The sequence below is a fragment of the Roseateles subflavus genome (assembly GCF_030285365.1).
In the GTDB taxonomy this organism is placed as follows: Bacteria; Pseudomonadota; Gammaproteobacteria; order Burkholderiales; family Burkholderiaceae_C; genus Roseateles_B; species Roseateles_B subflavus.
Genome location: NZ_JASVDS010000001.1, coordinates 1,211,347 through 1,224,498 on the forward strand (window position 1 = coordinate 1,211,347; position 13,152 = coordinate 1,224,498).

10 protein-coding genes and 1 tRNA gene are annotated in these 13,152 nt (G+C 70.3%); 8 read left to right on the top strand and 3 right to left on the bottom strand.

The window, feature by feature from the left end:
• Positions 1-147 precede the first annotated feature (147 nt).
• From amaB to QRD43_RS05465, 4 genes are all read left to right on the top strand, one after another.
• A complete protein-coding gene (gene amaB, locus QRD43_RS05450) occupies positions 148-1,659 on the top strand; it encodes an L-piperidine-6-carboxylate dehydrogenase (RefSeq protein WP_285981456.1) in 1,512 nt (503 codons plus the stop codon).
• Between the two features lie 188 nt (positions 1,660-1,847).
• Positions 1,848-2,867, top strand: coding sequence for a DUF1338 domain-containing protein (locus QRD43_RS05455; RefSeq protein ID WP_285981546.1), 1,020 nt, complete (start codon positions 1,848-1,850; stop codon positions 2,865-2,867).
• Entirely contained in the window at positions 2,861-4,300 is a 1,440-nt protein-coding gene (locus QRD43_RS05460; RefSeq protein ID WP_285981457.1) for an FAD-binding oxidoreductase, read from the top strand. Before QRD43_RS05455 ends, QRD43_RS05460 begins: the two co-directional genes overlap by 7 nt.
• Positions 4,301-4,381: 81 nt before the next feature.
• Positions 4,382-4,466: transfer RNA gene (locus QRD43_RS05465), tRNA-Leu, on the top strand.
• A 106-nt stretch (positions 4,467-4,572) separates the two neighbouring features.
• Here the strand turns inward: QRD43_RS05465 and QRD43_RS05470 are convergent.
• Entirely contained in the window at positions 4,573-6,702 is a 2,130-nt protein-coding gene (locus tag QRD43_RS05470) for a putative bifunctional diguanylate cyclase/phosphodiesterase (RefSeq protein ID WP_285981458.1), read from the bottom strand.
• A gap of 120 nt (positions 6,703-6,822) precedes the next feature.
• Positions 6,823-7,317, bottom strand: a complete 495-nt coding sequence (locus QRD43_RS05475) for a GNAT family N-acetyltransferase (protein WP_285981459.1) — start codon at positions 7,315-7,317, stop codon at positions 6,823-6,825.
• Between the two features lie 177 nt (positions 7,318-7,494).
• Between QRD43_RS05475 and QRD43_RS05480 the strand changes: the two genes are divergently transcribed.
• Genes QRD43_RS05480 through QRD43_RS05490 form a run of 3 tightly spaced genes read left to right on the top strand, consistent with a single transcriptional unit; the run spans position 7,495 to position 10,599 of the window.
• Entirely contained in the window at positions 7,495-8,679 is a 1,185-nt protein-coding gene (locus QRD43_RS05480; RefSeq protein ID WP_285981460.1) for an efflux RND transporter periplasmic adaptor subunit, read from the top strand.
• 2 nt (positions 8,680-8,681) lie between these two features.
• The gene (locus QRD43_RS05485; protein WP_285981461.1) at positions 8,682-9,914 is read left to right on the top strand and encodes an ABC transporter permease; all 1,233 of its coding nucleotides are present in this window, start codon (positions 8,682-8,684) and stop codon (positions 9,912-9,914) included.
• 1 nt (position 9,915) lies between these two features.
• Positions 9,916-10,599 (top strand): ABC transporter ATP-binding protein, encoded by a 684-nt coding sequence (locus QRD43_RS05490; protein WP_285981462.1) that lies wholly within the window; start codon positions 9,916-9,918, stop codon positions 10,597-10,599.
• Here QRD43_RS05490 and QRD43_RS05495 read toward each other — a convergent pair whose 3' ends face one another.
• Positions 10,600-10,800, bottom strand: coding sequence for a hypothetical protein (locus QRD43_RS05495; RefSeq protein ID WP_285981463.1), 201 nt, complete (start codon positions 10,798-10,800; stop codon positions 10,600-10,602).
• Positions 10,801-11,071: 271 nt separating this feature from the next.
• On the opposite strand from QRD43_RS05495, the gene QRD43_RS05500 reads away from it, so the two are divergent.
• Positions 11,072-13,093, top strand: coding sequence for a M13 family metallopeptidase (locus QRD43_RS05500; RefSeq protein ID WP_285981464.1), 2,022 nt, complete (start codon positions 11,072-11,074; stop codon positions 13,091-13,093).
• Positions 13,094-13,152 lie beyond the last annotated feature (59 nt).

The window sequence follows — 13,152 nt, forward strand, 5'->3', positions numbered from 1 at the left end:
CGAGGGGGCGCGCCCGACCGCCCGGCAGAGCCGGATCGGCGGGCGCCGCTCGGTAAAGTCGGCGGGGGTTGCGCGCAACGCATGAATTGACACAGAGCCCCGGCCACATTCGCGTGTCGCCGGGGTCTTGCATTGGAGAATGACGGAATGAACATCACCGATCTGCTGAACGCCTGTGGCGTCCCCGCCGCTGCCTATACGGGTGGCACCCTGTCTGTCCGTTCGCCCATCGATGGCGCCTCGCTCGGCGCCGTGCATGAGGCTTCCGCCGAGGACATGCGCGCCGCCGTCGAGCGGGCGCATGCGGCCTTCCTGGAATGGCGCACGGTGCCCGCGCCCAAGCGCGGCGAGCTGGTGCGCTTCTTCGGCGAGGAGCTGCGCACGCACAAGATCGACCTGGCGCGCCTGGTTTCGATCGAGGCCGGCAAGGTCGCCAGCGAAGGCGAAGGCGAAGTGCAGGAGATGATCGACATCTGCGACTTCGCCGTCGGCCTCTCGCGCCAGCTGCATGGCCTGACCATCGCCAGCGAGCGCCCCGGCCACCGCATGATGGAGCAGTACATGCCGCTGGGCGTGGTGGGCATCATCTCGGCCTTCAACTTCCCCGTGGCCGTGTGGGCCTGGAACTCGGCCCTGGCCCTGGTCTGCGGTGACACCTGCCTGTGGAAGCCCTCCGAGAAGACCCCGCTGACGGCCCTGGCCACGCAGGCGCTCTTCGAGAAGGCCCTGGCCCGCTACGTGGCCGCCGGCCACAAGGCCCCGGCGCATCTGTCGCAGCTGCTCAACGGCGGCGCGGCCGTCGGCGAGGCCATGGTTGACCACCCCAAGGTGGCGCTCGTGTCCGCCACCGGTTCGACCCGCATGGGCCGTGCCGTGGGCCCGCGCGTGGCCGCCCGCTTCGGCCGCTGCCTGCTGGAGCTCGGCGGCAACAACGCCATCATCGTGACCCCCAGCGCCGACCTGGAACTGGCCGTGCGCGGCATCCTCTTCGGCGCCTACGGCACGGCCGGCCAGCGCTGCACGACCACCCGCCGCGTGATCGCCCATGAAAGCATCCATGACGAACTGGTGGCGCGCCTGGACAAGGCCCGCGCCCAGCTGCGCATCGGCAACCCGCTGGAAGCCGGCACGCTGATCGGCCCGCTGATCGACAAGGCCAGCTTCGACGGCATGCAGGCGGCTCTGGCCGCGGCCCGCGAGCAGGGCGGTCAGGTGAGCGGCGGCGAGCGTGCCCTCGCCGAGGCGCTGCCCAACGCCTGGTACGCCGTGCCGGCCCTGGTCCGCATGCCGGCCCAGACCGAGATCGTGCGCCACGAGACCTTCGCCCCCATCCTGTACACCCTGAAGTACAAGACCCTGGACGAGGCGATCGCCCTGCAGAACGACGTGCCGCAAGGCCTGTCCTCGGCCATCTTCACGAATGACATCCGTGAAGCCGAGCTGTTCGTCTCGGCCTCGGGCTCGGACTGCGGCATCGCCAACGTCAACATCGGCACCTCGGGCGCCGAGATCGGCGGCGCCTTCGGCGGCGAGAAGGAAACCGGCGGCGGCCGCGAGTCGGGCTCCGACGCGTGGAAGGCCTACATGCGCCGCACCACCAACACGGTGAACTACTCGCGCGAGCTGCCTTTGGCCCAGGGCGTCAAGTTTGACATTTGACCCTCCCCTACCGGCTTCGCCGGCCCCCCAGGGGGCGCGCCCGCAGGCCCGGCAAAGCCGGATCCTCGGGTGCCGTAGGGGGCGGTGGGCTTCGCCACCGCGCTGAATCCTTTTGAGCTTTGCCGGCCTGCTGCAAGCAGGCTGGGCGGAGCTTTGCCTGAATCGATTGTTTTGGAGTGCTGGACATGATGGACACGGCCCTGTATCGCCTGCTGGCGAGTGCGATGGGGGAGAACGCGGCGCGGGAGACCTTCGCGCAGCTGGCGGTGGCGCCCGCCTTGCTGAAGCCGGCGGGCGAGACGGTCTCGCGCGCGGAGCTGGCGCAGGCGCTGAACATGGCGCTGTTCCGTGACGTGACGCTGCGCGTGCCGGCGGCCGCGGCCTATGTGGCGGATCAGCAGCGGGCCGGGCAGAAGCTGGTGTTCGACCACGGTGCGCTGCGCACCGTGGCCTGGCCCAGCGGCGCGCTGCCGCCCGGCGAGGCGGCCATCACCCGCGTGCTGCGGCCGCTGGGCTTCGAGCTGGCGTCGCCCTATCCGCTGCCCAAGCTGAAGATGACGGGCCGCGCCTGGTGCCATGCCGACCACCCGGAGGACATCGCCCAGTTCTTTGTCTCCGAGCTGCACCCGGAGCTGTTCTCCAAGGGCTTCCAGGCGGCGGTGACGCGCGTGCTGTCGACCTCGCGCGACCCGCTGCAGCCGTCCGACATGGCCCTGCTGGAGCAGCTGGCCCGTGATCGCTGCCTGCCCTGGCCCGCCGCGCTGCAGCTGCTGCCGGCGATGATCCGCTGCTTTGACCGCCAGCATGGCCTCTTCCCGCTGGAGGACTACCAGGCGCTGCTGCTGGAGTCCGCGGAGATGGCCTGGATCGCCACCGAGGGCAATGCCTTCAACCACGCCACGGACCGCGTGCCGGATCTCAATGCCCTGGCCGCCACGCAGAAGGCGCTGGGCCGGCCGATCAAGGACCGCATCGAGGTCTCGGCGTCCGGCCGCGTGCTGCAGACGGCCTTCCGCGCCGCTCAGGTCCGCCGCGAGTTCCTGAGCGAGGGCCGCGTCGTGGGCATGGAGGTGCCGGGCTCCTTCTACGAGTTCATCCAGCGCGGCCGCGACGGCGATGGCCTGGACCTGCGCTTCGATGCGGCCAATGCCACGGGCATCTTCAAGATGACGGCCGGCACCGCGCCCGAGGAGGCCGTGGCGTGCTGACGCCGGCGTCGCTGACCGGCTTCCTGGACGCGGCCTCGGCGATCTGCGGCGAGGGTCAGGTCTTGCCTGGTCCGGCCATCGAGCCCCGCTACCTGGAGCCGGCTCGCTATGCCGCCGGGCAGGCCGCGGCGCTGCTGCGCCCCGCGACGGCCGACGAGGCTGCGCGGCTGCTGCCGCTGTGCGCGGCGCACGGCCTGCGCGTGGTGCCGCAGGGCGCCCACACCGGGCTCGTGCGCGCAGCCACGCCCGACGATGCGCAGCGCGACGTGCTGCTGTCGACGGAGCGGCTGCGCGAGGTCTTCGCGTTCGATGCCTGGGACCGCACGCTGCGCGTGTCGGCCGGCTATCGCCTGTCGGAGATCAACGAGCGGCTGGCGCCGCACGGGCTGATGCTGCCCATCGACCTGAGCGCGGACCCCAGCGTCGGCGGCCTGGTGTCGCACAACACGGGCGGCACCCGCATGCTGCGCTACGGCGATGTGCGCGCCAACACCCTGGCCCTGCGCGTGGCCCTGGCGGACGGCCAGGTCGTGCAGCTCGGGCAAGGTCTGCAGAAGGACAACGCGCAGCTGGCCCTGCACCAGCTCTTCATCGGTGCCTCGGGGGCGCTGGGGCTTGTGCTTGAGGCCACCTTCCGGCTGGCCGCCGTGCCGCGCCAACAGGCCGTGGCCATGATCGCGCCGCGCAGCCTGGCGGACGTCTTCCCGTTCTACCAGCGCGTGATGGCGCGCTTCCCGAGCCTGGTGTCGGCCTTCGAGGCCATCTCCCGCGAGGCTTTCGCGGCCGCGCTGGCGAGCCCGTCGGAGGCGCAGCGATGGTTTGCCGGCCAGCTGCCGGACTACGCGCTGCTGCTGGAGCTCTCCAGTGAACTGGGGGCCGATCAGCTGGACCTGCAGGCCCTGCTGCAGCAGTTGCTGGAGGACGAGTTCGGTGAGGCGGTGGTGGACGCGGTGCTGGGGGCGGACGCCGACTGCTGGCATCTGCGCCACCACATCAGCGAGGGCCTGCGGCGGCGGGGCAAGGTGGTCGGCTTCGATGTGTCGCTGCCGCGCCGTCACTTCATGGCGTTCCGCGAGGCCGGCCGGGCCTGGCTGGCCGAGCACTTCGCGCCGGCCACGCTGGCGGACTTCGGCCACCTGGGCGACGGCGGGCTGCACTTCAACCTGGTCTGGCCGGCCACGGAGCCGCTGGACGAGGCGGCCCTGCGCGAGGGCGTCTATGCCCTGGTGCGGGCCCATGGCGGCAGCATCAGCGCCGAACATGGCGTCGGGCCTCAGCTGCAGCAGGCCTACTGGCGGCACACCGACCCGGCCGTGCTGGCGCTCAGTGGCGACCTGCAAGGCCAGCTGGACCCTGGGGCGCTGCTGGCGCACACGCACTGGGGAGCCGCCGCCACGGTCGCTGCGGCGAAGGGCCCCGACGCGATTTCTTGAAATTTTTCAGAAATTTGCTGGTAATCCCAAAATCCGGTGCTATAGTAGCGGTCTTCGCTGCTTAGACAGCAACGAAGCAAAGCCCAGGTGGCGGAATTGGTAGACGCACTAGTTTCAGGTACTAGCGGGTAACTCCGTGGAGGTTCGAGTCCTCTCCTGGGCACCAAACAAAAAGGCCAGCACGCAAGTGCTGGCCTTTGCGTTTTCCGGGCTTCGTTTTGTGCCGCCCGCACCGGATCACCGGCGTCGGCCGTCCCCGGCCGCACCCCGGGTTAGGCCGGTCGGGGCCCGCCCTGCTGCCGCAGCAGCTCCTCGAGCGCCGCCGCGGGCATTGGTCGGGCGAAGAAGAAGCCCTGGCCGAGATCGCAGCCGATGCTGGCCAGCAGGTCGCGCTGGCGGGCCGTCTCCACGCCCTCGGCAATGACCGTCATCCCCAGCTCGTGCGCCATCGTGATGATGGCCCGGCACAGGGCCAGCGCCTTGCTCCCCGGCTCCAGCTCGTGCACGAAGACGCGGTCGATCTTGAGGCAGTCGATCTCGTAGCGTTGCAGGTAGGACAGCGAGGAGTAGCCCGTACCGAAGTCGTCAAGCGCCACGCTCAGCCCGGCACGGCGCAGGGCCATGAGCTGCTGGCTGGCGTTGTCCCCGCCCTCGAGCAGCAGGCCCTCGGTGATCTCGAGCGACACCGCATCGCCGGGCAGGCCCGCCTCCACGATCTGGCGCAGCCAGCGGGTGTGCATGCCGGCCTCACTGTGGAACTGCACCGGCGACTTGTTCACGCTGATCTGGAAGTGCTCGTCGAGCTCCGTGCGCCAGCGCAGCACATCCTGCACCGCCTGGCGGAACACCCATTCACCGATCTCCAGGATCAGCCCGCTGCTCTCGGCGATGGGAATGAACTCGGCGGGCGGCACCGGCCCGCGCTCGGCATGGTGCCAGCGCACCAGCGCCTCCGCCTTGCAGATGTGGCCGCGGCGCAGGTCCACGATCGGCTGGTAGACGACCTGCAGGCCTTCCGCAGCGAGGGCGTCGCGCAGGTCGTTGCTCAGGCGCATGCGGTTCAGGGCCGCGCGCTGCAGGGCGGGCGTGAAGTAGCTGTAGCGGTTGCGGCCGGCATCCTTGGCCACGTACAGCGCCTGGTCGGCGTGCTTGAACAGCGCCTCGATGTGCTCGCCGTCGTCGGGAAAGAGGCTGATGCCCACGCTGGCCGAGACGAAGGCGCGCTCGTCCTCCAGCCGAAAGGGGCTGGCGATCCGCTCGATGATGAGCTCCACGATGGGGTCGACGTCGGCATGCTGCGTGACGGGGCTGAGCAGCACCGTGAACTCGTCGCCCCCCATGCGCGCGACCACGTCGGCCGGCCGCACGCTTTCGCGGATGCGCTGGGCGGCCTGCTGCAGCAGCAGGTCACCCTTGCCGTGGCCCAGCGTGTCGTTGACTTCCTTGAAGTGGTCGAGGTCGATGAAGAGCACGGCCAGCTGATGCCCGTGCTCGCGCGCCCGGCGGATCTCGCGCTCCAGGCGCTCGCGCAGCATGCGGCGGTTGGGCAGGCCGGTGAGCGGGTCGAAATTGGCCTGCTGCCAGATCAGCACCTCGGCTTCCTTTCGCGCGGTGATGTCGGTGTGCGTGCCGACCATGCGCAGGGGGCGCCCGGACTCGTCGCGCGCGATCACCATGCCGCGGCTCAGCACCCACTTCCAGCTGCCGTCCTTGCAGCGCACGCGGTGCTCGTTGACGTAAGCCGGGGTGCGGCCCTCGAAGTGGTCGAGCCGGTCGCGCACCATGCCGGACACGTCGTCCGGGTGCGTGAGGGCATCGAAGGCATCGGGCCGCTCCGCGATCTCGTCGGGGTCGTAGCCATACATCTGCAGGTAGCGGGGCGAGAAGGTCTCGACGTTCTCGTTGACGCGCCAGTCCCAGACCCCGTCGCCCGTGCTTTCCAGCGCCAGCTTCCAGACGGCGTCGGCCTCGCGCAGCAGGGTTTCGCTGCGCTTGCGGGCGTCGATGTCCACGAAGGAGCCCATCCAGCCCTGCAGGCTGCCGTCGTGGTCCATCAGCGGCCGGGCCAGGCACAGGTGCCAGCGCAGCTCTCCCTGGGCGTTGCGCAGACGCAGGTCGATGCTCATTGGCTGCCGGGCGGGCCAGGCCTGGCCCAGCAGGGCGAGCTCCTCGGCGGCCATGAAGCGGCGCCAGCCCTGGGCGATCAGTTCGCTCTCGGGCAGGCCGACGTAGACCTGCAGTGGCCCGCTGCAGGCGCTGAGCTGGCCGCGCGCGTTGGCCAGCCACACCATCTCGGGCAGGTGGTCCAGCCATTGTCGGGCCAGGGCCGGCAGCTTGACGCTGGCGGCGTCCGTCGCCGTGCCTAGGGCCGTCAGGTTCGAAAGCTCGCGCGGGCTTTGCAAGAGAGGTCCTCCTCGCCGCGCGGTTCGATCGGTTGTCGGGCCGCGCCGGGCCTGTCAACTGTAAGCCCTGACCTCGCCTCTGCGGAGGTGCGTCGCAGCTGATCCGGGGAACTTCGTCACCTAAGGCTCGTCACGCGCCAGGCGCCGGCTCATCTGCAGGCTGTGTGTCTCGAACCCCAGCGCCTGGTACAGGCCATGGGCGGCCACGTTGTCGGCCTGCACGTTCAGGCTCAGCTGGTTCGCTCCCAGGGCGCAGGCGTGCCGCACCAGGGCGGTCAGGGCTCGCCGGGCATGGCCGAGGCGGCGATGGGCGGCGTCCACATGCAGGTCGTAGAGATGGGCGCGCCCCTGCGCGCCGAGGTGCAGCCAGGCGCTGCCGACGGCACGCCCCTTGCCGTCCGGGATCTCGAAGAGATGGTGCCCCGGCGTCTGCAGGCCTCGCGGCAGGAGTTGCGCGTGGGTGCGCCGGGCCGTGTTCAGGGACTCGTTCGCCGCACTGCGGCCGACGGCCACGAGATAGTCGGCATAGCGCTCGACGGCCCCGTCCAGCCAGTCGGCGTAGCGGTCGGCGGGAAGAGGGCGCAGCTCCGGCGACGGGTCAAGGTGTCCAGGCATCGGGGGATGATGCCAAAAAAGGCGGCTCGCGCCCGCGCGCCGACGCTGGGCTTCTTTACGATGGGGCGCAGCGGAGGCTTGAGCTGTGTCAAGCCTCCCCGGCCCGCCTTGTTTCGACAATGGTCTCATCACTCGTCGATCGGGAGCCCTCTGCCCATGCGCTGGAGTTGGAAAGTCTTGCTGCCCCTCGGGGCCGTGGTCCTGCTGTCCGCCGGTTTCGCGTGGCGCAGCTGGGAAGGCCCGGTCGTGCGCCTGCAGACGCTGGAGCCGCGCGACCTTGTCCGCACCGTCGTGGCCAGCGCCCGCGTGCAGGCTCCGCACTCGGTGGAGCTGGGGGCGCAGGTGACCGGCACCGTGCGTCAGGTCCTGGTCGAGGAGGGGCAGGCGGTGCAGGCCGGGCAGGCGCTGGTGGCGCTCGAGGCGACGGAGGCCCAGGCCACGTGGCAGGCCGCCGATCTGGCCGTGCAGCAGGCGGCGGCGCGGCTGCGGCAGCTGCAGGAGGTGCAGGCGCCGGCGGCGCGCGAATCCGAGCGCCAGGCCGAGGCCAACCTGGCCCAGATCCGCGCCCAGCATGCGCGGCAGCAGGATCTCTTCCGCCAGGGCTTCATCGGCCAGGCGGCGCTGGACGAAGCCCGCCGCGCGCTCCAGGTGGCCGAGGCGCAGGCGCGTGCCGCCACGCTGCAGCGCCAGTCCGGCGACCCGCAGGGCGCGGACCTCGCGCTGGCGCGCACCACGCTTGAGCAGGCCCGGGCCAGCGCGCTCGCGGCCAGGGCCCGGCTGGACTATCTGAGCATCAAGGCGCCGGTGGCGGGCACCATCGTCAACCGCAGTGTCGAGCCCGGACAGGTGGTGCAGGCCGGCAAGGTGCTGCTGCTGCTGGCGCCCGCGGGGGCGAGCGAGCTGGTGGCGCAGATCGACGAGCGCAACCTCGGCCTGCTGCAGCCGGGGCAGGCCGCCCTGGCCTCCGCGGATGCCTATGCCGACCAGCGCTTCGAGGCCCGCCTGAGCGAGGTCAGCCCGGGCGTCGACGCCCAGCGCGGCTCCGTCGAGGTGAAGCTCGCCGTGCCGAAGCCGCCGGCCTATCTGCGCCAGGACATGACCGTGTCCGTCGAGATCGAGGTGGCCCGCCGCCCGCAGGTGCTGAGCCTGCCGCTGGAAGCCGTCGTCCAGGCTGATTCGGCCCAGCCCTTCGCCTGGGTGCTGGATGCGCAGGACCGGCTGCAACGCCGTGAGCTGCGCCTGGGCCTGCGGGCCGGTGGCGTCGTGGAGGTGCAGCAGGGCCTGAAGGCCGGCGAGCGCGTGCTGCTGGCGCCCGACCGCCGCTGGAAGGCCGGGCAGCACCTTCGCCAGGCAGGGGCCTGAGCATGGCGCTGGCACGCTGGCAGCCCTTCGAGTGGATCGTCGCGGCCCGCTTCCTGCGCGAGGGGCGCATGCAGAGCCTCTTCATCATCGTCGGCGTCTCCATCGGCGTGGCGGTGATCGTCTTCATGTCGGCGCTGCTGGCCGGCTTGCAGGGCAATCTCGTGCGGCGCGTCCTGACGGCGCAGCCCCACATCCAGCTGCTGCCGCCCAAGGAACAGGTCCGCGTGCTGCATGCCGAGGGGCGCGAGCGATTCGCCACCACGACGCAGGCGCCGCTGCAGCGGCTCAAGTCCATCGATCAGTGGCAGTCGCTGCTGCTGCAGCTGCGCGCCATGCCGGACATCAAGGTGGTGTCGCCCACGGTGAGCGGCTCCACGCTGATCCAGCGCGGGGACACCAGCCGCTCGCTGAGCCTCGTCGGCGTGGAGCTGGAGCACTACGACCGCATCGTCAGCCTCAGCGACAAGATCGTGGAGGGGCGCGCCCGACTGGGGGCCACGGACATCCTCATCGGCATCGAGCTCGCGCACGACCTCGGCCTCGCCGTGGGCGACAAGCTCCGGGTGAGCGCCGCCAGCGGCGCGGCGAACACCTTCGAGATCGCCGGCGTCCTGGATCTCGGCAACAAGGGCGCGAACCAGCGCACCGGCTTCGTGGCGCTGCACAGCGCGCAAAGCCTGCTGGGCTACTCCGGCGGCGTGACCAGCATCGACCTCACCGTGCATGACGTCTATGCCGCGGAGGTCGTGGCCCAGCGCATCGGCGCCATGGCGCCCGTGCAGGCCGACAGCTGGATCAAGACCAATGCGCAGTTCTTCAGCGCCGTGCAGTCGCAGAGCACGGCGAACACCGCGATCCGCTTCTTCGTCGGGCTCTCGGTGGCCTTCGGCATCGCGAGCGTGCTGGTGGTGTCCGTCGTGCAGCGCTCCAAGGAGATCGGCATCCTGCGCGCCATGGGCATCTCGCGGGGTCAGGTCATGCGCGTGTTCCTGCTGCAGGGCGGGCTGCTGGGTCTGGGGGGCGCGCTGATTGGCTGCCTCGTCGGCTCGGCGGCACTCCAGCTGTGGCTGGGCTACGCGAAGACGCCCGACGGCAGCCCGATGTTCACGATCACCTTCGACCCCAGCCTCTACCTGACGGCCCTCGTGCTGGCCACGCTCACCGGCCTGCTGGCCGCGCTGGCGCCGGCCCTGCGCGCGGCGCGTCTCGATCCCGTGGTGGCCATCCGTGGATGACATGAACACACCCGTCGTGGAGCTGCGCCAGGTGCGCAAGTCCTTCAATGTGGGCCAGCCCACCGAGGTGGAGGTGCTGCACGGCATCGACCTGCGCCTGATGCCGGGCCAGTTCTCGGCCGTGATGGGGCCGTCCGGCTCGGGCAAGAGCACGCTGCTGAACATCGTCGGCCTGCTCGACCGCCCGACCGGCGGCCAGCTGCTGATCCAGGGCCAGGAGACGACGGCCATGGACGACGCCCGCCTGACGCGACTGCGCGGGCACACGATCGGCTTCGTCTTCCAGTACCACCACCTGATCGGCGCCTTCAGCGCGCTCGAGAACGTGATGCTGCCGATGGTCGGCCTCAAGGGATTTCCGGACGCCGAGACCGAGGGGCAGGCCTTGCGCCTGCTGGGCAGCGTGGGCCTGGAGCGCTGGAAGGACACGCCCGCGGCGAGGCTCTCCGGCGGTCAGCAGCAGCGCGTGGCGGTAGCCCGTGCGCTGGCCATGCAGCCGGCCCTGCTGCTGGCGGACGAGCCCACGGGCAACCTGGACACCCGGAGCGCGGATGCCGTCTTCGAGCTGCTGCGCCAGGTCAACCGGGAGCACGGCACCGCGGTGCTCTTCGTGACGCACAACCCGGACCTCGCCCGGCGCTGCGACACCACGCTCATGGTGGTGGACGGGCAGATGCAGGGTTGATCAAGCCCGCCAGCCCAGCAGCCGGGCGGGGAGGAAGAAGATCGCCTGCACGAGCGCCATCACGCCGCCGACGGCAAAGCCGAGGATGCGCAGGGGCAGCAGCAGCAGCCACACGAGCGGCCACAGCAGCAGGACGAGCAAGGCCAGCGGCCAGCACACGACGGCCAGCAGCAACCACAGCAGCAGGGTGACGAAAGACATGGTGCGGTGCCTCGTGGCCGGGTTGGGGATGCCGGACATGGTGCCAGCCCCGGGGCGCGCCGCAAGATGCCGAAGGCCATGGCGCGGGCTCGGGCGCCGGGCGCAGGCCGCCCGTGTCTGCGGGGCTTTTTGCCCGCTTTCTAGGGCTTTCACGGGGTGACTGACTTTTGGGCCGATGCATCGCTGCACGTATGCTTCGGGCCTTTCGTCCATCCCTAGATCCATCACCAGCTCCGGGCGCCAGAAGCGCGGCGGGGCCGAGAGAGAGTCGATGAAGTCCACGTTCAAACTGGGCGCCCTGGCGCTGATGATCCAGCTGGCCGGTGCCGCCTTCGCTGCCCCCCACAACCACGGGCTCGACCTGCCCAACTACGACCCGGCCGTGCGAGCCCAGGACGACCTGTTCCTGGCCGCCAACGGGGGGTGGCTGAGCCGCACGGAAATTCCGGCGGACAAGTCCTCCTTCGGCACCTTCGTGCAGCTGCGTGACATGTCGGACGCCCGCGTGCGTGCCATCGTCGAGGAGCTGGCCAAGGGCAAGCAGCCGGCCGGCAGCAACGAGGCCAAGATCGGCGCCTACTACGCCGCCTACCTCGACACCGCTGCCATCGACCGTGCCGGCTTCAAGCCCGTGCAGCCGCACCTGAAGGCCATCGACGGCCTGAAGTCCGTCGCCGAGCTGACCCGCTGGGTGGGCCAGGTGCAGGGCGAGGTGGCCACGCCCTTCGCGATGTACGTCGATGCCGACGCCAAGAAGCCGCAGGAGAACCGCCTGACGGTCTACCAGGCCGGCCTGGGTCTGCCTGATCGCGACTACTACCTGCTCAAGGACGACGCCCGCATGGGCGAGGCCCGCAAGGCCTACCTCGCCTACCTGCAGCAGCTGGCCGGTTTTGCCGGCGAGAAGAACGCCGCCGCGGCTGCCCAGCGCATCTATGCCCTGGAAGAGAAGATCGCCCAGCTGCACTGGAGCACCGTCGAGAACCGCGACCCGGTCAAGACCTACAACCCCATCAGCGTGGCGGACCTCGCCCAGCAGGCGCCCGAGCTCGACTGGGCGGCGCTGTTCCAGGCCGCCGGCCTGCCGACGATGGAGTCCGTCTCGCTGATGCAGCCCAGCGCCGTCAAGGGCATCGCCAAGCTGATGGCTGACGTGCCGCTGGCCGACTGGAAGCTCTACCTGAAGGCCCGCACGCTGGACAGCTACGCGGGCGTCCTGCCCAAGGCGATGCGTGATGCCGCCTTCGCCTTCCACGGCCAGGCGCTGTCGGGCCAGAAGGCCGAGCTGCCGCGCTGGCAGAAGGGCGTGGCCGAGGTGAACGGCGCGCTGGGCGAGGCGATCGGCCAGATCTACGTGGCCCGCCACTTCCCGCCCGAGGCCAAGGCCCGCATGGAGAAGCTGGTCGCCAATCTGCTGGCCGCCTACAAGGATTCCATCGACGGCCTGAGCTGGATGAGCCCGGCCACCAAGCTGCAGGCGCAGGACAAGCTGTCCAAGTACATGACCAAGATCGGCTACCCCGACACCTGGCGTGACTACAGCCGCCTCGTGGTGAAGGCCGGCGATGCGCTGGGCAACAACCAGCGCGCCGGCCGTGCCGAGTGGCTGCGCATGGCCGCCAAGGCCGGCAAGCCCGTGGACCGCAAGGAGTGGGGCATGACGCCGCAGACGGTGAATGCCTACTACAACCCCTCGCAGAACGAGATCGTGTTCCCGGCCGCCATCCTGCAGCCGCCGTTCTTCGACATGAACGCCGACGACGCCGTGAACTACGGTGCCATCGGTGCCGTGATCGGCCACGAGATCAGCCATGGCTTCGATGACCAGGGCAGCCAGTTCGACGGCGACGGCGTGCTGCGCAACTGGTGGACCCAGGAAGACCGCCAGGCCTTCGATGCCATCACGGCCAAGCTGGTGTCGCAGTTCGACAGCTACGAGCCGATCCCCGGCAAGCATGTGAACGGCAAGCTGACCCTGGGCGAGAACATCGCCGATCTGTCGGGTCTGCAGATCGCCTACAAGGCCTATCAGCGCTCGCTGGCCGGCCAGACGGCGCCCGCCATCGGCGGCTACACCGGTGAGCAGCGCTTCTTCCTGGGCTGGTCGCAGTCCTGGCGCGTGAAGGCCCGCGAGCAGCGCCTGCTGCAGCTGCTGGTGATCGACCCGCACTCGCCTGGCGAGTACCGCGCGAACGGCGCCGCCATCAACCACGACGGCTTCCACCAGGCCTTCGGTACCAAGCAGGGCGACAAGATGTTCAAGTCCAGCGAGGACCGCATCCGCATCTGGTAATGCCCGCCCGGCCGGCCTCGCCGGCCTCGCTGCCCTTTCATGCAACCCACGGATTGCCA